At 39.9% G+C, this 21,652-nt stretch carries 23 protein-coding genes; 8 read left to right on the top strand and 15 right to left on the bottom strand.

From position 1 onward, the window contains the following. Positions 1-1,084, bottom strand: a 1,084-nt coding sequence (locus WG989_RS00005; RefSeq protein WP_340426420.1) for a hypothetical protein, incomplete at its 3' end; no start/stop codon positions are given. A gap of 496 nt (positions 1,085-1,580) precedes the next feature. Here WG989_RS00005 and WG989_RS00010 point away from each other — a divergent pair. Continuing rightward, the gene (locus WG989_RS00010; RefSeq protein WP_340426421.1) at positions 1,581-2,399 is read left to right on the top strand and encodes a glutaminyl-peptide cyclotransferase; all 819 of its coding nucleotides are present in this window, start codon (positions 1,581-1,583) and stop codon (positions 2,397-2,399) included. Here WG989_RS00010 and WG989_RS00015 read toward each other — a convergent pair. Then, positions 2,396-2,890, bottom strand: coding sequence for a phosphoribosyltransferase family protein (locus WG989_RS00015; RefSeq protein ID WP_340426422.1), 495 nt, complete (start codon positions 2,888-2,890; stop codon positions 2,396-2,398). The two genes, WG989_RS00010 and WG989_RS00015, sit on opposite strands and share 4 nt — an antisense overlap. A gap of 108 nt (positions 2,891-2,998) precedes the next feature. Here WG989_RS00015 and WG989_RS00020 point away from each other — a divergent pair, with 108 nt between their 5' ends. Further along, positions 2,999-4,318 (top strand): 4Fe-4S dicluster domain-containing protein, encoded by a 1,320-nt coding sequence (locus tag WG989_RS00020; RefSeq protein ID WP_340426423.1) that lies wholly within the window; start codon positions 2,999-3,001, stop codon positions 4,316-4,318. A gap of 131 nt (positions 4,319-4,449) precedes the next feature. Here WG989_RS00020 and WG989_RS00025 read toward each other — a convergent pair whose 3' ends face one another. The 9 genes from WG989_RS00025 to WG989_RS00065 are packed head-to-tail and all read right to left on the bottom strand — an operon-like array spanning position 4,450 to position 10,746. Next, positions 4,450-5,142: a LysE family translocator gene (locus WG989_RS00025; protein WP_340426424.1), complete on the bottom strand. Its 693-nt coding sequence runs from the start codon at positions 5,140-5,142 to the stop codon at positions 4,450-4,452. Between the two features lie 34 nt (positions 5,143-5,176). Then, the gene (locus tag WG989_RS00030; RefSeq protein WP_340426425.1) at positions 5,177-6,247 is read right to left on the bottom strand and encodes an ATP-grasp domain-containing protein; all 1,071 of its coding nucleotides are present in this window, start codon (positions 6,245-6,247) and stop codon (positions 5,177-5,179) included. Next, positions 6,234-6,968 carry an NRDE family protein gene (locus WG989_RS00035; RefSeq protein WP_340426427.1) on the bottom strand — a complete coding sequence of 245 codons (735 nt, stop codon included), beginning with the start codon at positions 6,966-6,968 and terminating at the stop codon, positions 6,234-6,236. The genes WG989_RS00030 and WG989_RS00035 overlap by 14 nt, the downstream gene beginning before the upstream one ends. Next, positions 6,956-7,456, bottom strand: a complete 501-nt coding sequence (locus tag WG989_RS00040) for a DinB family protein (protein ID WP_340426428.1) — start codon at positions 7,454-7,456, stop codon at positions 6,956-6,958. Before WG989_RS00040 ends, WG989_RS00035 begins: the two co-directional genes overlap by 13 nt. Before the next feature lie 29 nt (positions 7,457-7,485). After that, a complete protein-coding gene (locus WG989_RS00045; protein ID WP_340426429.1) occupies positions 7,486-8,028 on the bottom strand; it encodes a YceI family protein in 543 nt (180 codons plus the stop codon). A gap of 12 nt (positions 8,029-8,040) precedes the next feature. After that, positions 8,041-8,451 carry a DoxX family protein gene (locus WG989_RS00050; RefSeq protein WP_340426430.1) on the bottom strand — a complete coding sequence of 137 codons (411 nt, stop codon included), beginning with the start codon at positions 8,449-8,451 and terminating at the stop codon, positions 8,041-8,043. Between the two features lie 20 nt (positions 8,452-8,471). Continuing rightward, positions 8,472-8,930, bottom strand: a complete 459-nt coding sequence (locus WG989_RS00055; protein WP_340426431.1) for a YHS domain-containing (seleno)protein — start codon at positions 8,928-8,930, stop codon at positions 8,472-8,474. Between the two features lie 53 nt (positions 8,931-8,983). Continuing rightward, positions 8,984-9,685 (bottom strand): Crp/Fnr family transcriptional regulator, encoded by a 702-nt coding sequence (locus WG989_RS00060; protein WP_340426432.1) that lies wholly within the window; start codon positions 9,683-9,685, stop codon positions 8,984-8,986. 20 nt (positions 9,686-9,705) lie between these two features. After that, on the bottom strand, positions 9,706-10,746 hold the full coding sequence (locus WG989_RS00065) for an ATP-grasp domain-containing protein (protein ID WP_340426433.1): 1,041 nt from the start codon (positions 10,744-10,746) through the stop codon (positions 9,706-9,708). Here WG989_RS00065 and WG989_RS00070 point away from each other — a divergent pair. The 6 genes from WG989_RS00070 to argS all read left to right on the top strand — a co-directional run bounded on the left by WG989_RS00070 (position 10,745) and on the right by argS (position 17,016). Further along, positions 10,745-11,617 (top strand): (Fe-S)-binding protein, encoded by an 873-nt coding sequence (locus WG989_RS00070; RefSeq protein WP_340426434.1) that lies wholly within the window; start codon positions 10,745-10,747, stop codon positions 11,615-11,617. The two genes, WG989_RS00065 and WG989_RS00070, sit on opposite strands and share 2 nt — an antisense overlap. A 27-nt stretch (positions 11,618-11,644) precedes the next feature. Beyond that, positions 11,645-12,139, top strand: coding sequence for a hypothetical protein (locus tag WG989_RS00075; protein ID WP_340426435.1), 495 nt, complete (start codon positions 11,645-11,647; stop codon positions 12,137-12,139). A 39-nt stretch (positions 12,140-12,178) separates the two neighbouring features. Continuing rightward, positions 12,179-12,706, top strand: a complete 528-nt coding sequence (locus WG989_RS00080) for a hypothetical protein (protein WP_340426436.1) — start codon at positions 12,179-12,181, stop codon at positions 12,704-12,706. A gap of 642 nt (positions 12,707-13,348) precedes the next feature. After that, a complete protein-coding gene (locus tag WG989_RS00085; RefSeq protein ID WP_340426437.1) occupies positions 13,349-14,179 on the top strand; it encodes a hypothetical protein in 831 nt (276 codons plus the stop codon). A gap of 144 nt (positions 14,180-14,323) precedes the next feature. Further along, a complete protein-coding gene (locus WG989_RS00090) occupies positions 14,324-15,121 on the top strand; it encodes a hypothetical protein (protein WP_340426438.1) in 798 nt (265 codons plus the stop codon). A gap of 119 nt (positions 15,122-15,240) precedes the next feature. Beyond that, positions 15,241-17,016 carry an arginine--tRNA ligase gene (argS, locus tag WG989_RS00095; RefSeq protein ID WP_340426440.1) on the top strand — a complete coding sequence of 592 codons (1,776 nt, stop codon included), beginning with the start codon at positions 15,241-15,243 and terminating at the stop codon, positions 17,014-17,016. Between the two features lie 122 nt (positions 17,017-17,138). On the opposite strand, the gene WG989_RS00100 is transcribed toward argS, so the two are convergent. The 4 genes from WG989_RS00100 to WG989_RS00115 form a co-directional block, all read right to left on the bottom strand. Further along, positions 17,139-19,388, bottom strand: coding sequence for a TonB-dependent receptor (locus WG989_RS00100; protein ID WP_340426442.1), 2,250 nt, complete (start codon positions 19,386-19,388; stop codon positions 17,139-17,141). A gap of 196 nt (positions 19,389-19,584) precedes the next feature. Next, positions 19,585-20,403, bottom strand: a complete 819-nt coding sequence (locus WG989_RS00105; RefSeq protein WP_340426443.1) for a hypothetical protein — start codon at positions 20,401-20,403, stop codon at positions 19,585-19,587. A gap of 41 nt (positions 20,404-20,444) precedes the next feature. Next, entirely contained in the window at positions 20,445-20,957 is a 513-nt protein-coding gene (locus WG989_RS00110) for a heavy-metal-associated domain-containing protein (RefSeq protein ID WP_340426444.1), read from the bottom strand. A 67-nt stretch (positions 20,958-21,024) separates the two neighbouring features. Beyond that, the gene (locus WG989_RS00115) at positions 21,025-21,624 is read right to left on the bottom strand and encodes a heavy-metal-associated domain-containing protein (RefSeq protein WP_340426445.1); all 600 of its coding nucleotides are present in this window, start codon (positions 21,622-21,624) and stop codon (positions 21,025-21,027) included. Positions 21,625-21,652: the final 28 nt, after the last annotated feature.

Below are 21,652 nucleotides of genomic sequence, written 5' to 3' on the forward strand. Positions count from 1 at the left end.
CTGTATTTATAACAGTTAACGTACCTGCACCTGGCTCGGATGGACAATTAAGTCCCGGCCGTGTAAGAATAACTGAATATACACCTGGTACGGTTGCATTAAAGCTTGCAACGTTTCCTGGATTTGCTGCACCCGCAGGTACAGTCCATGCATAATTATATACACCCGGAATACCTGGTGTTGCGGTAATTGTAGCAGGAAGTGCACTTGTACAAACAGTTGGTGAATTAACTGTTACAGTTGGTGTAACATTAAATGCGCCTGAGGCAAAGTCATCAAGAGAAGCTGTAATTGATTGAGAAGATCTTGTTTCGAGTATAAAACTTGTATTACATAAATTCAAAACACCCAGACCTGCCAGGTTCACTGTTCCTTCATAGAACATGTTATAGTCGTAAGTAGGCTGAATAAACGACCACCCTGTAGGAATTGGATATTGGTTGTCATTATTTTCTGCAACAGTACCAACAAGATTTGTTGTTCGAAGATTCCCGTTTGTATTGGGAACATTTCCATTACCATCACCATCCCACTGATAAATAACTACTGTTGCATTACGACCGCCGCCCGTAAAATCGGCAAGTACCAACACATCACCATCAACATGTGGCGGGCTGAAAATATTATTGCCGCCAATTGTAACAGGGCCTGTTCCATTCAGGTATAGCCAGAAACCAATCTGTGCGTCACCATTATTGGATGTACGGTCGCCTGCAAAATACAAAACACCATCCCGAATGATGGCTGCAGCATTGGCGATGTCGTTCTTTGCCTTGGTTTGACTAACAGACCAGACTAATTGATTGGCCGGGAAAAAATCTTTAGAACCTTCGGTGAACTGGTTATCAACAACCCCGTTGCCAAACGCATCAAGCCGATACTGTTTAACAGCGAATAAGTTGAAGTTAGCCGAGTTCCAATCGACGGGGTTACCGTCGATTTCCGGATTGACTTGTGCCATTAGCCCGGTTGGACTAAAAGCTGCAAAGAACATGAGCAGAAAAAGCATCTGTCGCCAGATCCAGTTTCTGCAACGATCGTTTTTCTCACCTTTTTTTGAGAAGGTGCGTAGCAGTTTGTTCATCATTGTCGAATTTTTTGTGAATAATAATTAACCTTTCACAGGAGAGTTGAGTAAGAGGATCTTAAAGACAGGACATTATAATTTAAACAATAGAAAGCCTGGCTTCAAACTGAAGCAAGTACTACTGGTTCAATTACATACTAACTGAATATTCCGGTTTGATTGGATGATTGAAATTTAAAGAAAGGATTGATTGGCATTAAAGCAATTCAAGGGGAAGGAAAGCATAGAGGTAATGATTACAGAAACATAGAAACGGTGTATGCTTTCAGGGGGGAGTAGATTTGAATATTGTAAACGTAAACACATTTTTTAACATATGCAATACCCTTTTTGGGCATTGAAACATATTTTTTTTTACTATTCATTTCTCGGTTTTATTTACTCATCGGGATTTTTGTAAATACGCCATTGTCAAAAAATCCGGAATTGCTTTCTTTACACATCATTCACAAACTGTTCCCATTCATTTACCTATTTTTGATTTTCTACTTATATGAAACATTTTATTTTCCCTCTTTTATTGCTTGCTGTTTTTGCTTCCTGTAACAATGGTACAGAACAGAACGAACCACAATCATTTTCTACAATTCCGGCACCGGTGCAATTAGGTTTTACGATGCTGAATGTTTATCCGCATGATACTACATCATTCACACAAGGCCTGATGTATTACAAAGGTGTGTTGTATGAAAGTACCGGCAACCCAGACAATGCACTCAACAATGGTTCATGGATCGGGCCTGTTGAATTAACAACCGGACAAAAAATAAAAAAGGTAATAATCGATTCTCCATTGTTTGGGGAAGGCATCACTATATTAAATGATAAAGTGTACCAGATCACCTGGCAAAACAAGAAGGGCTTTGTGTATGATCTCAAAACATTTAAACAATTACAGGAGTTCAACTACAACCATGAAGGCTGGGGAATTACACATAACGGAACAGAATTAATTGTAAGTGATGGTAGCAGCAATATCTATTTCTGGGATCCTGCCGCATTAAAAGAACTTCGCCGCATCAGCATACAAGACCATAACGGCCTGCGGAACAATATCAACGAACTGGAATTCATCAATGGATTTATTTATGCCAACGTTTGGCAAAGCAACGATATTTTAAAGATCGATCCGGCCACAGGAAATGTGGTGGGCTTACTTGATCTGAGTTCGTTAAAGCAAACCTATCCAGAACTCAACGCTGCCAACAGCAGCGAAAAAGTATTGAACGGCATTGCCTGGGACAGCAGTGCTAATCGCCTTTTTGTTACAGGAAAAAACTGGAGCAAATTATTTGAACTGAAATTGAACTAGACAAGGTAAGCACCCGTAATTTCATCGCCCTGTAATTCTACAAAAATATGTTCCTCTAAGGTGGTGGCTACCGACAGCCCAACATAATCGGGTTGTACAGGAAATGTTTTATGTGTACGTTCCACCAACACCAATGTTTGAATTTTACGTGGCTGAAAATGTAAGAAAGGCTTGAGTGCATAGAGTAATGTTTTACCACTATTTGCAACATCATCAATTAATATCACCGATTGATTGTTGAATCCGATTTCACGATTCAAAAAAACTTCTACCGGATATTTTTTATCTAAGGTTACTTCCACCAACTCCACATGAATATTGCTGATTGCCATTACCTCTGTTGCCAGCAATTTTGCAACCGTTAATCCGCTTTGCCGGATGGCAGCAAAAAATAACTGGTGCTCATCATGATTGCGTTCTACAATTTCAAAAGCAAGTCTCTTGAGTTTACGTGCTGTGGTTTCTTTATCTAAAATGTATTTCTTCTCCATAATTCAGAAACTAAAGATGCGAAGAAATAAGGAAACAAAAAAGAAGGAATACCTACACCTATACCCTAAACTATTAACTCTTACCTTAGCAATACAAATAACGTTTGTATGCAGATCGTTCAACAGGTTTTGTTTGTGCTTTGTTTTGCCGGGGCCGTTTGGTTCTTCAGTAAGAAAGTGCAGGAAATAAGAAGAAATATTTTTCTTGGATTGAAAGAAGACCTTACCGACAATCCATCGCTACGCTGGAAAAATATGTTCTTACTTGCGCTGGGGCAAAAGAAGATGTTTAAAAATCCGCTGGTGGCTGTACTGCATTTGATCGTGTATCTCGGCTTTGTGATCATTAATGTTGAAGTGCTCGAAATTGTATTGGATGGCGTGTTGGGAACACACCGTTTATTTCTGCCGGTGCTTGGTTCATTTTATAGTTTGTTGATCAACTCTTTTGAACTGTTGGCGTTGGGCGTATTGGTTGCCTGTGTTATTTTTCTTGTACGCAGAAATAGTTTACAGCTCAAACGTTTTCTCAGCAACGATCTCAATGGCTGGCCCCGCAGCGATGCAAACAATATCCTGATCACAGAAATTGTATTGATGAGTTTATTTCTGCTGATGAACGCTACCGATCGTGCTTTACAATTAAATGGTGTTGCTCATTATGCTGATACCGGCAATTTTGTTCTTTCCGGTTTACTGGCACCTTCACTTACCGGTTTGTCTGAAACAAGTTTGATCGCTATTGAACGCAGTGCATGGTGGTTGCATATACTTGGCATTCTCGCTTTCCTCAACTATTTACCATGGAGCAAGCATTTGCATATTTTACTGGCATTCCCGAACGCATGGTATGGTCGGTTGACAAACAAAGGCGCCATGACGAATATGACTTCTGTACAAAATGAAGTGAAATACATGATGCAACCGGAGCTTGCGCCAACGGATGCTGCTCCCCCATCAAAATTCGGTGCCAAGGATGTGTTTGATCTGAGTTGGAAAAGTTTGCTGGATGCGTATAGCTGTACAGAGTGTGGTCGATGCAGTGCGGCTTGTCCTGCCAATACAACCGGTAAATTATTAAGTCCAAGAAAGATCATGATGAGCACACGTGACCGCCTGGAAGAAGTGGGCCGAAACATCAATGCCAATAAAGAATTTAAAGATGATGGTAAAACATTGTTGAATGATCATATAACGGTTGAAGAACTACGTGCCTGTACAACCTGCAATGCATGCGTGGAAGAATGCCCGGTAAGCATTGATCCGTTAAGTATTATTCTTGAACTGCGCCGTTCATTGATCATGGAAGACAGTAATGCACCCGGCGAATGGAATGCCATGTTCAGCAATGTTGAAAATAATTTTGCACCGTGGAAATTCAGTCCTGATGAACGTGATAAGTGGGCGGAGGAAATGCAGCAATCGTAGTGTTCATTTTGTAACCAACTGAAGATTTTCATAGCATCCACATTGGCGACGCTCCGTTCAACAGAAGTAACCATAGCAGCAATGCGGACGTTCATTATTCATCCTCCATCAGCGATCAGAAATCCGACATCCTAATGAATCTTCTTTTCCAACCCCGATGTAATTTCTTCCGGATGTTCTAATTGATGTGCTGTATCTTTTTTGCTGTAAATACGGATGATCTGTATAATGGCTGTTATTAAAAAAACAGAGCCAATCACATAATTCATAATGGTGTTGGTGGCCTTCAACTGATTTGCCAGTAATCGCCCACCAAAAATAAATGCACAATTACCTGCCAGCGTTCCAATACCAATGCCGATGATGTATAAATTATAATTCCAGAAACCCGGTTTCAAAATATTCTTGGTAAACAAAACCGTGCTCCATCCAAACCAGAAAGGGATCTGTACCGGATTCAATGCACTCATGGTAAATCCTAAAGCTCCACGATGCATGGTATTTGAAAGGATCACATTCTTATCTCCTTCGGGATGAATGGCGGCCCAAAAACTTGATGCAGCAAGCGCCACCACAATTACAACTGTTACCCACTCCAATGCTTTCAATAATTTTTCCTGCTTGCGTACCCAGTCCATGGCAACCAATGAAAGACGTACATAAATAATTTCAGCAGTGAGTGAACCTGCAGAAAACCATAGTGCAGGCTTGATACCATCTGTGATTCCGATCTGCATAGCAGCAACGTTGAGTGTTCCCAGCGGAAGCGATCCTAAAAAACTGATGATAAAGCCCCACATTAAAATTTTAACTACCTGTGGCATTAAACAAATATAAAGGCTTGGGGTAAAAAACCGGTTATAATTTCAAGGCAATTTCATCCAGTGCTTTTACGTGTACAGCATTACTGCGAAACATAGCCGCACCTTCCCGTAATGTCATGTAAGGATGGCCTTTTTGATGATTGATCTTACTGATCCGCCATAAGATCATCCAATGCCGGATGATCTCCCGCCATGCAAAAAAGATGGAATGTTTTGGATCGTACATATGAGTTGGATCACTGCCGGCTCCGTTGAGTTCAATAATATGAAAGTTCTTTCCATTCCGCAGATTGTCCCAATCAGTATACATCACATCCAAACGTCCGTAATAAAATCCATTGATCTGTTTACAAACAGCATCAATATTTTTTTGCATTACCTCATCGGCTCTCTCTGTCCAATCAACAAACTTCGATCCTCTTGCATGGTTGCCGTAAGGTGCTAAAATCAATTCTTCACCTTTCACTAAAACCTGCTGCATGCGTTGTCCGTAGATCTGCGTTAACGCATCGATCTGCAAAATATAACGTGGCACTTCCATGATGAGTTGATACAATGATGAAACACCATCACCAACAACCGTCATGGGTTCTTTTGCCACAACACCGGTGATTTGTCCGTTCGCTTCGTCAGGCATACGATAATAAAAAATACCTACTTCGTGTTTGTAAGGCGATAATTCCTGTATCAAATAATCAACCGTGCATACCGATGCGTACTGTTGTAATTGATCAATTGATTCCAGTTTCTTCACCGCTTTACCCTGCATACCAATCACGGGTTTTGCAATCAATGGAAACCGGAATTGATGTTGAATGATCTGTTGTTGAATGTCAGCAACGGAAGTTCCTGCCTTTACAAAAAAATAGGCGGGATAAAATGCCTCGGGAAGTAATGGATAGATGTCCTGTTTTTGCTCCATTAAAAATCCACCGTTGGCAATGGTGGGATTAGCGGCTGTAAAAAAATACTTACCGCCCGCCCGTATGCAAAGCCATGCAAAAATTGGATAGATGAGTCCATATACCGCAGAAAAATTCCAATACTCCCAATTTAGCAAACGAATGAAAAACGGGTGATGCGTAAACAGTTTAGACAATCGCATGTACAGTTGAAATGGAATGATCGTATTCCTGTGAAAAAAGTTGATCTGTTACGAGATCGTGGTAATGCATTTGAGAAATATCTTCCTTGCGGTGGAGTTGCGTAATGCTTACCGTAAAGAGTTCATTGTTGCGGTTCATCATTATATCATTTGCATCATCGCCATCACCTGCAAAGCGGTGGAAGTGAAGTATCTCTTTTCCGTTGATCGTTTCATATTCTTTTAAAAAAGAGGCAAACCACTGCTCACGCTTTTGAATGATCTCGTTATTGTATAACGTAGCTGATGACCATATATAGGATGAAGCTGCATTCAATTCTTTGATTGATTTTTCCTGTCCGTTCCATCTTGCTTCAAACAATTGATCGGCTTGGCGAATCACTAAAGTGAACGGTTCAATTTTATGCAGATGAATTTGTTCAAAAGCTGACAATGGTTGTGGGTGATCAAAAATATCAAGGAAAATTAATCCTCTGCTCTTGCGGTATGGTGGTGCATATTGATGATTGACAAATCCGCCATTGAGCAGCACCATTGCATTTCCGTTTTCATGTAATGCCATCCAAGTACCACCGGCATTGCCATCTTTCGGAAATAATAAATGACCACTGGCGAATTTGTACCATTGTGGTTGCTCGGCTTTCAGCCGCACCTTTTTTTCATCTCTGTTTGATGTAAGAAAAAAAGAATTGTTAACGGGTATATAAGTTACTGTGCACATTGTTCACGGTGACGGATAGTTGAAGATGCAATTCCAAAATATTCAGTTACAGGCTCCGCATTGAATTCTTTTAATCCAACACGAATCAATGCCATATGATGTACGGTGTGTTCGAGATTGTATAATAATTCACGATGATAATTCGATGCAACTTCCATTTGCTCGGTTGCAACTTCATCATACACGCCAATCAGTTGTAATTCTTTATTTGAGTGTTCCAGTGTTGCAGCAATTTCATTCAACAAGGTTTGAGCAAACACCTGATCGGTTTCAATACGTTCATCACGTTTCCGTTCATCGTAGCAAACCCGACCGGAATCATATCCAGCCTGCAGGCATTGAAACAATTCAATAATATGACGTGTATGTTGACCAATAGACGAACCGGATAAATTAGTGGAAGGTGCTTTGTATTGCTCAGGTGTTAACTGATCAAGTACATTGGTAAGCTGTTGAAAAGATGCCTTGATGGCATTGTAAAGCTGCATATTGATTTGTACGTTATAATTAAAAATACTTATTTTTTTGTGAGTACGTTCAGTTTCACTTTTAAATCATTGGAAATTGTGTTTTTTCCTCCTACATCAAAATCTCTTCGCTTAATTGAAAACTCGCCTTTAAAACGATACGCTCCGGCTTCAGGGGTTGCTGTAAAAGGAAAACTGATATCTTTTGTTGTGTCCTTAACAGTAAGCTTTGCAAAAAGTACGTAATAGCCGGGTGTAGCAGATCTTGCAATTTTTACAGAGGAGAGTCGAATCTGTGGATAAGTTTTTACGTTAAAATAATCAGCGCCACGCAAATGCTTATCCCGTGTGCTGTTATCTGTATCAACAGAAGCTGCATCAACAGTAACATTCACGGATGAACTACCAAGGTTCTTTTCATCAAACCAAACAGACCCTTGCAATCCTCCAAATGTTCCCGTAACATCAAATCCGAGATTAGAAATAGTGAACTGAACAGTTGACTGTCCATTAACCGGAACAAACTGTTGTGATGTTGCAGATGTGCTTATCAGCAACATGGCAATTACTATTGAATATCGAATGTCTTTCATAGATGTGAATGATTATTTCAGTTGTTTTATACTTTGCAGCAGCTGCCTGATCTGTAACTGATACACAAATAACAGAATAGCAGAACAAACAAGTACAATAACGGCATAGGCAAACAAAAGTCCGCCATCCTCTTTTACTTCAATACCAAGTGTGGTGAAATGAAAAAATAATGCGCCACTCATCAGCCCTATTGCAAGTAATGCGCCAATAGCAGTTGTTCGGGGAATTAATAATAACAATGCAGCAACTAATTCCATTACTCCTGTTCCAATCCGGCCCCAGGGTTCTATTCCTATGGTTGAAAAAATATAAACTGATTCTTCGCTTGCAGTAAACTTAAAGAACAATGTTTGTAACAAAATGATCGCTGCAACAAGCCGAAGTATCCAGAAAAAAATGTGAAGTGGTTTAATGATTGACATGTGGTTGTTTGATGAGATGATCAATGAAAGAATTTTGCCCAGTTAATATCAGCTTTGGATTTCAAACTTGCTTCGTTCTTATTCCAGGATTTGAGTGTATTGTTAAGGCGCTTATTGTAAAAGAGATAAAGTTTTCCATTCAATATCTTAAATGTTTCAGGATCGATCTCTACTTTTTCTCCATAATCGCCCATTGCAAAGGCACACCAGCCACCATACTGCGGCTCATACTTCGATGGATTTTTTTTGAATTCTTCTTTATTGGCAACCGACGAGAAGCGGTACTTCACACCTTGATAAAAAACAGTATTAGCAGCACTTCCTTTTACTGCTTTGCCCTCAGTAAAATAGGCGACCACATCATATCCTTGCACCGCCAACCCATCTTCCAGATTAAACGATTGAATACGCTTCTGCTCCTGTGCGTTACCAAACAATGCAGAACTAAAAAACAAAAAAAATAAAATAACCTGTTTCATTATAGTAGTTTAATGAAACAAAAGTAGAGTGATGCGCAGCCCTTCAATGTCGTTTAACTGACAGCCAAACTCTTTTGCAGATTTTTAACGGATGGGATATTGATCAACTGTCGGGTAACAGTGATGAAGCCTGCTGTTTCCAATTCATTTAACATGGTTGTTACCGTTTGCCGGCTGCTGCCAATCAACTGGGAAATATCTTCGTGTGTAAGAAAATTATGGATCTCGAATTTTTCCCCATCTGTTGTTTCACCTTCTTCTCTTGCCAGCATTACAAGAAAATTAACCAGCCTGGTCTTTACGTCTTTATTGAGCAGATTCACCAAACGGTTCTCAAATTTCCGCAGCTTCTGCCCCACCTGTTTTGTAAAATGAAACCCAATATTGGGTTTTGATTTGAGCAATTTTTCAAAATCTTCAATGTTGAAAGCACAAAGAGAAACATCGGCTTTGTATGCCTGTGCAAACTCGCCATTCAGATTATCCCGTTCGAGTGTAAATTGTCCAAACACTTCACCTTCACGAATGATTTCTTTCACCACTTCTTTTCCTTCATCATCAATATAACCGATCTTAATAGTGCCTCCTTTGAGAAAGTAAAGTTTGTTATGAAACTGCGAATCGAAATAAATGTATTCACCTTTCGGAGCTTCAATGAAATGATGATCCAGGTTCAGTTCCTCATATTCCTCATCGGTAATATGCGAAAACAGATCGTAATTGCGGATGAGTAGAAATTTCTGATCGGTGCTCATAATTGAATTGATCTATGAAATTAATCATATTTCTGCAACAGCTTAAAGTGTTGTTGTGATTGCCTGATGAATTGATAACCCTTTTGAAAACTCCAGTATGGAAACCCATTCCGGTGGTTGTATTTGCTGATCTCATACAATGCTTTCCAGTGTTTCAGAATTTCCCGGTATGCATCTATCAAACTCATATTACAATCGTAGATATGATTCGGTTCGGCACCGCACCCATTATATTCAAGAATGAGAAAGTTCTTTCCTTCTTTCAAATCTTCGAGGCTTGTTGTTTTAATATCGTATCGTCCGTAATAAAAATGCTTTGAATAATGGCTTAACTCATCAAACACCTTGTGCATCCGTTCATCGATCTCTGTATGCAGATTTGTAAAATGCGCTCCCCTGTTATGGTTTCCGGCGTACGATAAATAAAAAATATGATCTTTCTCTATTACACGATCAAACCGATGGATATGCCGGTGTTCCATTTCCAACATACGGTGTTTGGCACGTGGATGGTTTTCAATCAACTCTTTTAATGTATGCATTCCATTGCCAACCACATGCAACAGTTCCTTGTGAATAAAACCACTCACGGTTCCTTTTGTTGAAGATGGATGCCTGTAATAAAATACACTTACCTCAACAGGCAGTTCAATTAAATCCTGCACAATATATTCAACGGGTATGCGCTCATGATATTTCTGCAATTGATCTTCTGTATCAATTTTACGAAAGAGGATCCCCTTCATCCCCACATCCGGTTTTACAATAAACGGATAGGTAAACCCTGCTTCCGTCAATATCTGTTTTACTTTTTCAAATGAAAGATCATGCATGATGTATATCGTACGTGGCACTGTATGCGGCGGCAACTGATCATACATTTCTTTTTTTCCTTCACCCTCAAAACCGCCAAAAGCAATGGTGGGGTTTGATGGGGTAAAAAACCAAAACGCCCTGCTGCGGATCATGTACCAGATCCACACAAAACTGATAGGAAAATAAATGACTGCAAACGGCCACAATTCCCAGTTCGTCAATCGCTCAAAAAATTTCTTCAACATGAAAATCAAAGATAACCGCCTCATTGAACATATGAGCAAACAGCTGCCTGTAATTTCGCTCGTTTCACTTAGTTTTGAAACAAAATCGATTGATATGCAAATAAGATCAATGGCTGAAATGATGGCAGCGAATGAAACACCCGAAGTACTTTTTTGGGTTGGTTGTGCCGGTAGTTTTGATCAACGTGCACAAAAGATCACCAAAGCATTTGCTACGATTTTAGATAAAGCCGGAATTAAATTTGCCATTCTTGGTAAAGAAGAAATGTGTACCGGCGATCCTGCACGCCGTTCAGGTAATGAATTTCTTTTTCAGATGATGGCCTATAATAATATACAGGTGCTGAACGGATACGGAATTAAAAAGATCGTTACAACCTGTCCGCATTGTTTTAATACGTTGAAAAACGAATATCCTGCGTTGGGCGGTAATTATGAAGTGATCCATCACACCACCTTACTACAACAATTGATCGATGAGGGGAAAGTCAAGTTGAAAGAAGGTGGATCATTCAAAGGAAAAAAGATCACCTATCACGACAGTTGCTATCTGGGTCGCACCAATAATATTTATGAAGCGCCACGTAAAGTATTAGAAGCGTTGGATGCAGAACTGGTAGAAATGAAACGTTGCCGCAGCAATGGTTTGTGTTGCGGTGCTGGTGGAGCACAAATGTTTAAAGAAGAAGAAAAAGGTACTACACGTGTTAACTGGGAACGTACAAACGAAGCTGTTGAAACCGGTGCATCTATTATAGCAGCCGCCTGTCCGTTTTGTAATACTATGATGACGGATGGCGTAAAAGTGGCCGAAAAAGAAGAATCCGTTCAGGTAATGGATGTGGCTGAACTGGTAGCCGCCAGCCTTTGATACTGCCTGCCGACAAATGAATACTGAATGAGAAACCTACTACACAGCTTTAACTGGAAGAACTTTCTACAACGAACAGTTTTGTTTTTTTTGGTATTTCTCATCATCCGTTTTCTGGTTGATTGGATCGAACATGACCTTTCGCTCAACAGGGTTCTTCAGCAAAGCGTTATCCGCTATCTCATTTTTGGAATGATCCTCGGTTTGCTCGATTCCGATACCTGGTACAGAAAGGAAGCTGATGCAAAAACGGACGAGCTGCAGCAGTTCAAATCCTCAAGAGCTGCATTTTTTCATTACGTTGGTGTGGCATTCTTTATCTCCTTATTATGTGGAGTAATTCTTGTTTTGATTAACCTCATCCGCTGGTTGATTGGAAAAATCAGTGGCGCAGCAAACAATGAGCTCTTCCCCGACTGGAATAAGTACCTGTTGGTAATTGCTGTGATCGGTATTTGTTTTGCCGCTTATGATGCCATCCGCAACTATCTGAAGCAGAAACGAAAAAAGGAGCAGACCTGATTTGCCGATGTAAACAACAACTCTTGTTACCTTTGCAGCATGAACTTAGACTATAAACATTTACTGCCAGCCGATTTTGCAGCCGATTCACGTGTATGGGTTTACCAAAGCAGCCGTTTATTCAGTTTGGGAGAAGCATTGCAGATAGAGGATCTACTGAACCATTTTGTAGAGAATTGGAAAAGCCATGGCACGCCTGTAAAAGGATTCGGCACTTTGTTCTTTGGTCAGTTCATTCTATTAATGGCCGATGAACGGGCCACCGGGGTTAGCGGATGCAGCACCGACAGCAGCGTTCGCCTCATCAAAGAAATTGAACAACTATATAAGGTATCGATGTTCGACAGGCAAAATCTTGCCTTTATCATAAAGGAGAAAATTGAACTTCTCCCCCTTGGTCAGTTACAATACGCCTTTGATAACGGCTTTATAAAAGCCGACACTGTTTATATCAACAACCTCGTACAAACAAAAGAGGAACTGGAAAACAACTGGCTTATTCCTGTTAAAGAAAGCTGGCTTGCAAAACGAATTCGTACAGAAAAACAGGAAAAGGCAGAAGGCTAAAACCGTTCGTCCCACATCACATATTCAGGGGATACCACTTAGATCGGTGTTTTCATCCATTCATCCGGCGTTTTACACACTTCATAAGGGTGTGATTTTGCTTAACATTTCATTGATGCCATCCATCCTTAATTAGCTCCATTTCACCAGAAAAAGAAAAGAATTTTGTGCTTCAGATGTAACAAAAACAAACGTTTACCGTCACATCTATACAAGTTCTTTGATCAGCGACTATATGGAAAACACTAAACTGTCAGTAAATATACTATTTTCAAAAATTTTTGAAAATTTAGTTGGAAGATAGTTTAGCACTATGTAACTTTGCAGCGTCAAACGTGAAAAATAGGTACCCAAAGCTCCGGTTAATATAGAAACACCGCCTTTGACAGTTTACTTCGAAACACCTTCCCTGTTAAACTGCCCGACACGAGTACCAGACCAAAAAAGTAACGATTAAACCAGAACAAATTGCCTTGATGGCCGGTCATCATAAAAAATTGACCACTCATCAGTTTAATAAGCCAAACAAGGTATTATGTATTGCAAAGTACCAGCTTTTAATAGTATCTTTGTTATACAATCGGAAGAAAAGAAACCCCGAAAGGGAAAAAATAAATAGAACCTTAAACATCAAAAAAGAAGATGACAACAAAATTAACAGTGAACTCCGACCAGAACGGAACACTCAAACAGAACAAAAGCTTAGTAAGAAGAATGATGCGTATGACCGCTTCAGTACTCTTCGCAGTTATTGCCTTGGCTTCAATGTCTTTTACCCAAGACGACACCACTAAGAAAGCAGAAGAAAAGACAGTTAACCAGTTTAACCCGGCTGTTGCTGACAGTTGCTGCACAGTAACTTTCGCAACCGGCAACCAACAAATTGTGATCACAAATGCCAATGCATTTACTGCTGAAGTACGGATCAACAATATGGATATTGCCACTTGGGTAAACAGTTTGAAAGCCTATACTTATAAGAGGATCAATTTCAATTCAATTGGCTTGGCCGACAATAAAATGGATGTATCCTTTACTGTTGCTGAGAAAATGAACCAGAAAATGGCAGTTGCCTACAGCAAAAATTTGCAAACTACAAGCGCCGTTGCTGACGATGAAATAAACAACAAGTTTACAGAAGCTGTAGCTGCTCCCCTCTTCGGTAAAATGATGCAGCCTGCCTTAACAGATGCTGATGCGTCGATCGATATGATGATCGCTGATGATGCTGAAAACAAGGCAAAAGCGTCTCAGTTCAGAAAGCTGATCACTGCTAACAATGCAGCAGCTGATGAAAATGTTGACCTGATGGTTTATGCCGCTTCAATTGAGCAAGGCAAACCAGTAAGTACAACAGATGCTGACAACAAAATTGATGCATTGATCAATAAAACTATTATCAGTCCAATTCGTCCGGCTGCGGCTGTAAGTGCCGACAAAAGCATGGATGCGTTGTTGAACCAGATAAAATAATTAAGATTTTCTACATGCAGTTGGTTTAGGTTTCGGGGTTGATTTCTATCAACCCTTCTTTTTTTGTTAACCTTTCCGCAATTACACAACCGGTTGTACAACTTTACGAACTACCTCGTAAATTCGCTTTCTAAACTCTTAACGATGAAATCGATTGTGATTGCCATAACCGCCTTTTTCATGTACGGCACAGGTGTGGCCCAGCAAGTTGTAAACGAAGCGGTAATTCAAATGAAAACAGAAAGCAGCAACCCCAATGCTGATGGCGGACCTCCCGTATCGGGCGATGGTGAAGGCAGAATGATGGTGAGAATTGGCGACGGAGAGATCAAATCAAAAATGTATTTCAAGAATGGCATGACCAAGATTGAAAGTGATATGGGCATGGGTACCAACCAGGTGATCATTGACAGTAAAGAGAAGAAAACCACAACTCTCTTTGAAGCAATGGGTCGCAAAATGGGTTTTTATACAACTGATGATGATATGCAGCGGATGATGGCAGGTTCAGATTCCGGTCGTCAGCAACGGATCCAACAATTCAACCCCGAAGTATTTATTGAATATCTCAGCGAAACGAAGAAGATCGCAGGTATGGTTTGCAACAAAGCATTGTTGCGTTACAAAGATCGTAGAGATCAGGAAGTACAACAGGTAGTTTGGTATAGTCCTGAATTTATCATGGGAGAAGGTTTCAAGATCAGAGATGTAATGCGCATGGCAAACATTCCAGGCATTCAGAAACTGAAAGGTTTTCCAATGGAATTTGAGATTGTTCGTCCTAATGGAGCAAAAGTTCATTTCCAGGTAACGAAGGTAGATCTTACTGCAAAAGTGGATGACAAAGTATTTATCATTCCGAAAGATTATGATATTAAACCAATGAGTGAAATGGGCAGAGGTGGTAATGGCGGCTTCCAGTTCAGAGTTAACGGACAATAACTTCATGAAACGTATTTATTCAAAGCCTCCCATTGTGGAGGCTTTTTCTTTTACAGGAATTCATTGTGTGCCGAAAAGCATCAGTCAATTCATTTATTTTTGCCGCACAATCTAAAAGCATGGCAATTCAGCAACAGATACAACAGGCGGCGATCAAAAGTTTGGAACAGCTTTATGGCAAAACATTTACTGCAAAAGATTTTCAGATCAATAAAACCAAACCTGAATTTGAAGGTGATTATACCGTTGTATTGTTTTCGTTACTGAAACCACTATCAAAAAGTCCGGATGCGTTAGGGAATGAACTGGGGAAACATATGGTTGAAAGCGATCCAACACTTTTCACTTCTTACAATATCATCAAAGGGTTTTTAAATCTTACAGTTGCAGATGCTTATTGGTTGAACATCCTTACCAGCCATTATAACGATGTTAGCTTTGGTAAAGGCGCAGCGAAACACCAAAAAGTAATGGTGGAATATTCATCTCCCAATACCAACAAACCACTGCATCTAGGTCATTTACGGAATAATTTTTTAGGCTGGAGTACTGCTGCCATCATCAATGCAAACGGTTATGATACAGTAAAGACCTGTATTGTAAATGATCGTGGGATTCATATTTGCAAAAGTATGATCGCCTGGCAACTGTTTGGAAACGGAGCCACACCACAATCAACCAATACAAAAGGAGATCACTTTGTAGGAGATTACTATGTGAAGTTTAATGACGAGTATAAATCGCAGGTTGAAAATTTGATAAGTGAAGGAGTTGACAAAGCAACTGCAGAAAAAGAAGCACCCATTATGAAAGCAACACAACAAATGTTGCTCGACTGGGAAGCAGGTAAGCCTGAGGTAATGGAATTATGGAAAGAAATGAATACCTGGGTATATGCCGGTTTCGATACGACTTATAAACGTATTGGCAGTGACTTTGATAAGATCTACTACGAAAGCAATACGTATTTACTCGGCAAGAAAACAGTGCAGGAAGGATTGGAGAAAAATGTATTCGTGCAAAAAGAAGATGGAAGTGTGTGGATCGATCTGACAGCTGATGGACTGGATGAAAAAATTGTACAGCGGAAAGATGGCACGTCTGTTTACATCACACAGGATATTGGTTTGGCGCAACAGAAATATGATGAGTATAGAATTGATCAGAGCATTTATGTAATTGGTGATGAGCAGAATTACCACATGAAAGTGCTGCAACTGATCTGTAAAAAGCTGGGACTGCCTTATGCAGATAGTATTCATCATTTGAGTTATGGCATGGTTGAATTGCCAACCGGTAAAATGAAAAGCCGTGAAGGGACTGTTGTTGATGCCGATGATCTGCTTGATGAAATGGAACGTGTAGCGCAGCAAAAAACAGAAGAGCTTGGGAAAGTAAAAGATTTTACAGCTGAAGAACTGAAAGACTTATATAAAACAATTGGCCTTGGTGCATTGAAGTTTTATCTGTTACGTGTGGATCCAAAAAAGAAAATGATCTTTAATCCGGAAGAGTCAATTGATTTCCATGGCTACACCGGACCGTTCATTCAATACACGCATGCAAGGATCAAATCCATTCTTCGGAAAGAAACAGCACAGCCGGGTAAAGTGCAGCAAACAAGCTTGTTGAAACTTGAGAAAGAATTATTGATCGATCTCGAAAACTTTCCAACTGTTATTGAGCAATCCGGCAATGAACATGATCCATCGCACCTTGCAAACTATGTATATAATATTGCAAAAACCTTCAATTCATTTTATACCGAACACTCGGTGATGAATGCTGAAACAGAAGAGAAGAAACAATTGCGTTTACTCATTTGTGAATTAACTGCGAATGTAATTGCAAGTGGTATGCAGTTGTTGGGAATCAAAGTGCCTGAGCGGATGTAATAACATTGGTCGGTACGGCCCCAAGGCCGTCAGACCATGATGAATTGCATGGCGTTTGTTGTTTAGAAAAGCATTCTGTTATACAATCACCGTTCAGACGAACAGACAGCGATGCATGTTTATCATTTCCCTTCAATATTCAATCGCACCCCTATCATCAATCTTCTGCCCATTAACGGTGCATAGTTGTAAGACGGATCGAAAGTATAACCGTTTGGATTATTTACCGGATCGTTTACATTTTTATCAAACGGATCTTCTGCACGAAGGATCGGATGCTTCGGCATAAAATTCAATAGATTTTTTACACCTGCGTACACTTCGATTTTCTTACCGACACGCTGCGTCAACTGCAGATTTGCCAATGTAAACCATGGCGAAAATTCCGGGCGAAAATCATTTGGTACAATTGGTAATCTTTGCGGTCCGAATACTTTACCCGTTAGATCAATTGCCAGTTTCCATTGCGGAATCGTATAACTGATGGCATAATTACCGGAAAATGCCGGCGCAAATAATTGTTGCTGCTTTTCCTTGATACCAAATTGATTTTCTTCTTTGGTAAATACATCCATCAATGTAATACCCGCAATGATCTTTAATCGATTCTTAAATGAAAAGTCAGTGTTCAATGTAAAGCCTTTTGATACTGCATACCCATCAATATTTTCATAGATGATCTTCTGCGGATCAGTATCGTAATCAGGAATGATCTTGTTCGTAAAATAGGTATAGAACAACGTTGCATCCAATGTGAAGAAACCAAATTTCGGTGTAAATGTAGCCGTATAGTTCAGGTTCCCATTCCAACTCCGTTCAGGATTCAATGATTCAGCAATTACCACTTCTCTTGCGCCACTTAATGCAGCATGATCTTCTGTAAACAAATTCACCACACGGAAACCATTTCCGGCACTCAAGCGGATGATCTGATTATCCGCACTCTCCCACTTCACTGCTAATCGTGGAGACAAAATACCACCATGCTGATTCGTTAATTCATACCGCACACCACCCAGTATTGTAAAGCGATTGTTCAGTTTCATTTCATCCTGAACAAAGAAACCCTGCAGTTTATTAACAGCCGGTTGGTTTGTAATGCCATCCGGTTTTGATGTAACAGGTGTATTATCATCGTACCAGATATAACGGTAAGGCAAGCCCGCAACGATGGTATGTTTTCCAATTTCTTTGTTCCATCGTAACTGTACAAATGCACTATGTTGTTTTGCGAAATAAGGAATTGCACCGTAATACGAATCCTGGTGATGAAAGTTGTACGAATACTCCAGCATTAATTTTTCGCTACCAGCATTTATACCATAATTACCTATTGCTTCCAAGCGTTTTGTATAAATACTTTCGCCATACACACTATCGCTTCCTCTCCAGCTTTCATTCCATTGCATTTCACCACCCCAACGATCTTCTGCCAGCAATCGAATACCCAATTGAAAAGGAAGTTGGCTGTTGCGTTTAAAATCCCATTTATTAAATAATGAAACACGCTTTTGCAACGTAACGTCTGTAAAATTATCGCCATTCACGTCGTATCGTTTCCCAAAATTGAACAGGTTTAATCCGAGCAATGAAGTTGTTTTACCAAATTTGAATTTTGCACTCACATCAGCATTGATCTCATCATACGACGTACCATATACATCTGCATGAAACAAAGCTGCAGATGACGGATCTTTTGTAATGATATTGATCAACCCTGCAACCGCTTCACTTCCGTACAATGTTGAAGAAGGGCCTTTTACAATTTCCACACGCTTGATCAGGCTTGCCGGAATACCGGAAAAACCATACACCGTTGCCAGATTACTCACCACCGGCATCCCATCGATCAACACCATTGTGTACGGTCCCTCCATTCCGTTGATATGAATATCTCCTGTATTACATACGTTGCAATTTAGTTGTGGCTGTACGCCATTTACTATCGATAAGGATTCAAACACTGAAGCGCTTACATTCTTTTTGAAAAATTTTGCAGAGTACGATTCAACCGCAATGGGACTGGTTGATTTCCTGATCTCCCGCATGGTACCACTGATCACCACCTCTTCCAATGATTTGGTAAGAGGTTTTAGTTGCACAGCAATAAACTTGTTGGATGAAGAAATTACAACTGTATCGGTAAGATAACCAACTGCCGAAATAGTAATACTGTCGCTTTCTGCAGCTGCTAAAACAAACTCACCCTGATGGTCAGTTAATACAGATTGTTTGCTTTGAAGGTTCAGTACAGTAACATGTTTTAGCCGCTCCTCCGAACGAAGATCGATCACCTCCCCACGAATGGTATTGGATTGACCGGCAGCGGCCAAACCCAGTAACATCATCCACACAAAAATTACAGCCCTCATAACTATTTTTTAGACTTGTCTAAATTTATATTTAGACAAATATAGAAATTAGTTACATAAAGTCAAATTTATTTCAGAGAATACTACCGGCTGTAAGTAAAAAAGCCTGTTCAAAAATGAACAGGCTTCGTTTATCTGCAACAATCTTTCTTTCGAAAAAGGGAGAGAAGAAATAGGAATACAGGTTTGATCAGTTTCATTTCAAGGCATTTAAAAAGTAATGCTCAAGGCTGATGAATACCGAACGTTCAGCCATACGATGTGCATTGCCTGCTAGTTGATAACGGGCACCCAGATTGAACCGTGTGCTGCTGTTAAAGATCAATTGAATAGCCGGAGCAATATCAATATAACTGGCTTTCACATCTGTACTCTGCTGACCAAGAAACTCACAGTACAAGTTGACATTTGTCTGTTTGTAATTATCATAGTTTCTCGGGAACAGCAAATAGCCCATTGAGAGATTATACAGAATTGCTTCGTTTGAAAAAGGAATTCCAAAATCAACCTTATTATCTTTTTCTAATTGACGGATATATGATGCGCCTGCCGAAGCAGCAAACTTGCCAACTAATTGTGTGGCAACAGCACCCAACTGTAAACCACTGTTATCGCCATCCAAACTCAACTCCTGGTACACCAAAGGATTATTGCTCCATGCCGCCGAACCATACAATGCTGCACGAAAATGTTTGTGCACTTCATCATTACTGTAAAACCGGTATTTGGAATAAAGCCGAGCACTTTCAAATTGTTGCTTCGATTGAAAATACATGTTGGAAAAACTTACGTTGCCTGTGAGCATCCAGTTTTTAGTTAAGCCCAACTGGAGTTCGGGCATAAATCTGTATTCCCGTTCGTTGTTGTGGTATGCACGCATTGTTTTCATGGATGCTTTGGCAACAAGAGCTTTTGCCGGAATATTGGAAGCAGGATTTGAAAAAATATATAACTCCTGCCCGCTTGCCATTGAACAGGTCAACAGCATCAGACTGAATAGTAGGAATCGAAACATAATTGAAAAAAGGGAAGCAGTTGTTGCTTCCCGTTAGTTTTTTAAATCGTTACATGATAAACACGCACTCCCTTTGTTTCACCTGTTTTAAAGCTTTCAGCTTTGGTGAGCCCGGCGTATTTTTTATATTCTTTTGCTGATAGAAAATTTTTATCAACGATCGTAATGGTCTTTTCGCCATTCAACTGCTGACTTTTCACATTTAGAAAATGTAATACTTTTCCATCAACAGTAAGTGGCTGATCGTTCTGTACAGTTACATTTTTAAAGTCTGCAACGATCTGCAGTTTGGCCACAGAAAAACCTGCATCTTCCACTTTCTTACGCAATTGATCGAAATTAATATCAGCACCTTCTTTAAAGTTAATGACGAAAGAAGATGTTTTAATATCAGCTTCCACTCCCGTAACAAACGAAAGTGTTTTTAATGATTTGTTGATCGCATTACTGCACATCGCACAGGTTAAGCCACTGGCTTGTAACGTTGCCGATTTAAATTGTGCAGACGCTGTTACACCAACAAACAGACATATCAATAACAAAACGTTTTTCATGTTAATGTATTTGGTGATTGAGAAAAAGCTGCTGATGGCTTGTTGTCATCAGCAGCCATCGTACATTTTAGTGATGTGTACATTTACCATCCTTGCAGCAATCAGCTTTTGCTACAGAACCTTCTTTCTTGCAGCAATCGCCACCTTTTTCACATGTCATGCCGGCGCAGCAACCACCTTCTTTTGCACAGGTACCATTTGCACAGCAGTCGGATTTACCTTCTACTTTTTTACAACATGGTTTGTCGCCTGTACACTTACCATCTTTCATGCAACAAGCTGTTGCTTCTTTTGTTGTAGCAGAAGCTGTTTTACGATCGTATTTGCAGCACTCATGTAAATTATTGTACACGTCATCGGGTGCTACATATTTTTCATTGTCGTAACCTGCAGCTGCAATTCCTTTCTGGATTTTATCATCGGATGATTTTGCAGCGGCATATTTTACCGTCAGCATTTTACTGTCTTCGTTCCACTCAGCAAAAGTTGCACCATTTGTTTTAGCAGCACCTTCAATCGTTTTCTTACACATGCCACAGTTACCCCATACTTTAAATACGGCAGTTGTTACAGCAGCTTGTTTACCACTTGTTTTTGATTGTGCGTTGCTTGTTTGAATGCATGCAAACAAAAAGATGAATGCGGCTATAAATTGAAATGATTTCATTGTAATTGATTTTGATTGAATAAATAGA

Source organism: Lacibacter sp. H407 (genome assembly GCF_037892605.1).
Classification (GTDB): domain Bacteria; phylum Bacteroidota; class Bacteroidia; order Chitinophagales; family Chitinophagaceae; genus Lacibacter.

Excerpts from the sequence above, each read along its gene's own strand:
- WG989_RS00080 (WP_340426436.1), top strand. The coding sequence starts at position 12,179 with ATGAACTTAGACTATAAACATTTACTGCCAGCCGATTTTGCAGCCGAT.
- WG989_RS00075 (WP_340426435.1), top strand. The coding sequence starts at position 11,645 with ATGAGAAACCTACTACACAGCTTTAACTGGAAGAACTTTCTACAACGA.
- WG989_RS00090 (WP_340426438.1), top strand. The coding sequence starts at position 14,324 with ATGAAATCGATTGTGATTGCCATAACCGCCTTTTTCATGTACGGCACA.
- WG989_RS00105 (WP_340426443.1), bottom strand. The coding sequence starts at position 20,403 with ATGTTTCGATTCCTACTATTCAGTCTGATGCTGTTGACCTGTTCAATG.
- WG989_RS00060 (WP_340426432.1), bottom strand. The coding sequence starts at position 9,685 with ATGAGCACCGATCAGAAATTTCTACTCATCCGCAATTACGATCTGTTT.
- WG989_RS00110 (WP_340426444.1), bottom strand. The coding sequence starts at position 20,957 with ATGAAAAACGTTTTGTTATTGATATGTCTGTTTGTTGGTGTAACAGCG.
- WG989_RS00055 (WP_340426431.1), bottom strand. The coding sequence starts at position 8,930 with ATGAAACAGGTTATTTTATTTTTTTTGTTTTTTAGTTCTGCATTGTTT.
- WG989_RS00070 (WP_340426434.1), top strand. The coding sequence starts at position 10,745 with ATGAAAATCAAAGATAACCGCCTCATTGAACATATGAGCAAACAGCTG.
- WG989_RS00015 (WP_340426422.1), bottom strand. The coding sequence starts at position 2,890 with ATGGAGAAGAAATACATTTTAGATAAAGAAACCACAGCACGTAAACTC.
- WG989_RS00065 (WP_340426433.1), bottom strand. The coding sequence starts at position 10,746 with ATGTTGAAGAAATTTTTTGAGCGATTGACGAACTGGGAATTGTGGCCG.
- WG989_RS00020 (WP_340426423.1), top strand. The coding sequence starts at position 2,999 with ATGCAGATCGTTCAACAGGTTTTGTTTGTGCTTTGTTTTGCCGGGGCC.
- WG989_RS00035 (WP_340426427.1), bottom strand. The coding sequence starts at position 6,968 with ATGTGCACAGTAACTTATATACCCGTTAACAATTCTTTTTTTCTTACA.
- WG989_RS00100 (WP_340426442.1), bottom strand. The coding sequence starts at position 19,388 with ATGAGGGCTGTAATTTTTGTGTGGATGATGTTACTGGGTTTGGCCGCT.
- WG989_RS00040 (WP_340426428.1), bottom strand. The coding sequence starts at position 7,456 with ATGCAGCTTTACAATGCCATCAAGGCATCTTTTCAACAGCTTACCAAT.
- argS (WP_340426440.1), top strand. The coding sequence starts at position 15,241 with ATGGCAATTCAGCAACAGATACAACAGGCGGCGATCAAAAGTTTGGAA.
- WG989_RS00115 (WP_340426445.1), bottom strand. The coding sequence starts at position 21,624 with ATGAAATCATTTCAATTTATAGCCGCATTCATCTTTTTGTTTGCATGC.
- WG989_RS00010 (WP_340426421.1), top strand. The coding sequence starts at position 1,581 with ATGAAACATTTTATTTTCCCTCTTTTATTGCTTGCTGTTTTTGCTTCC.
- WG989_RS00030 (WP_340426425.1), bottom strand. The coding sequence starts at position 6,247 with ATGCGATTGTCTAAACTGTTTACGCATCACCCGTTTTTCATTCGTTTG.
- WG989_RS00050 (WP_340426430.1), bottom strand. The coding sequence starts at position 8,451 with ATGTCAATCATTAAACCACTTCACATTTTTTTCTGGATACTTCGGCTT.
- WG989_RS00045 (WP_340426429.1), bottom strand. The coding sequence starts at position 8,028 with ATGAAAGACATTCGATATTCAATAGTAATTGCCATGTTGCTGATAAGC.
- WG989_RS00085 (WP_340426437.1), top strand. The coding sequence starts at position 13,349 with ATGACAACAAAATTAACAGTGAACTCCGACCAGAACGGAACACTCAAA.
- WG989_RS00025 (WP_340426424.1), bottom strand. The coding sequence starts at position 5,142 with ATGCCACAGGTAGTTAAAATTTTAATGTGGGGCTTTATCATCAGTTTT.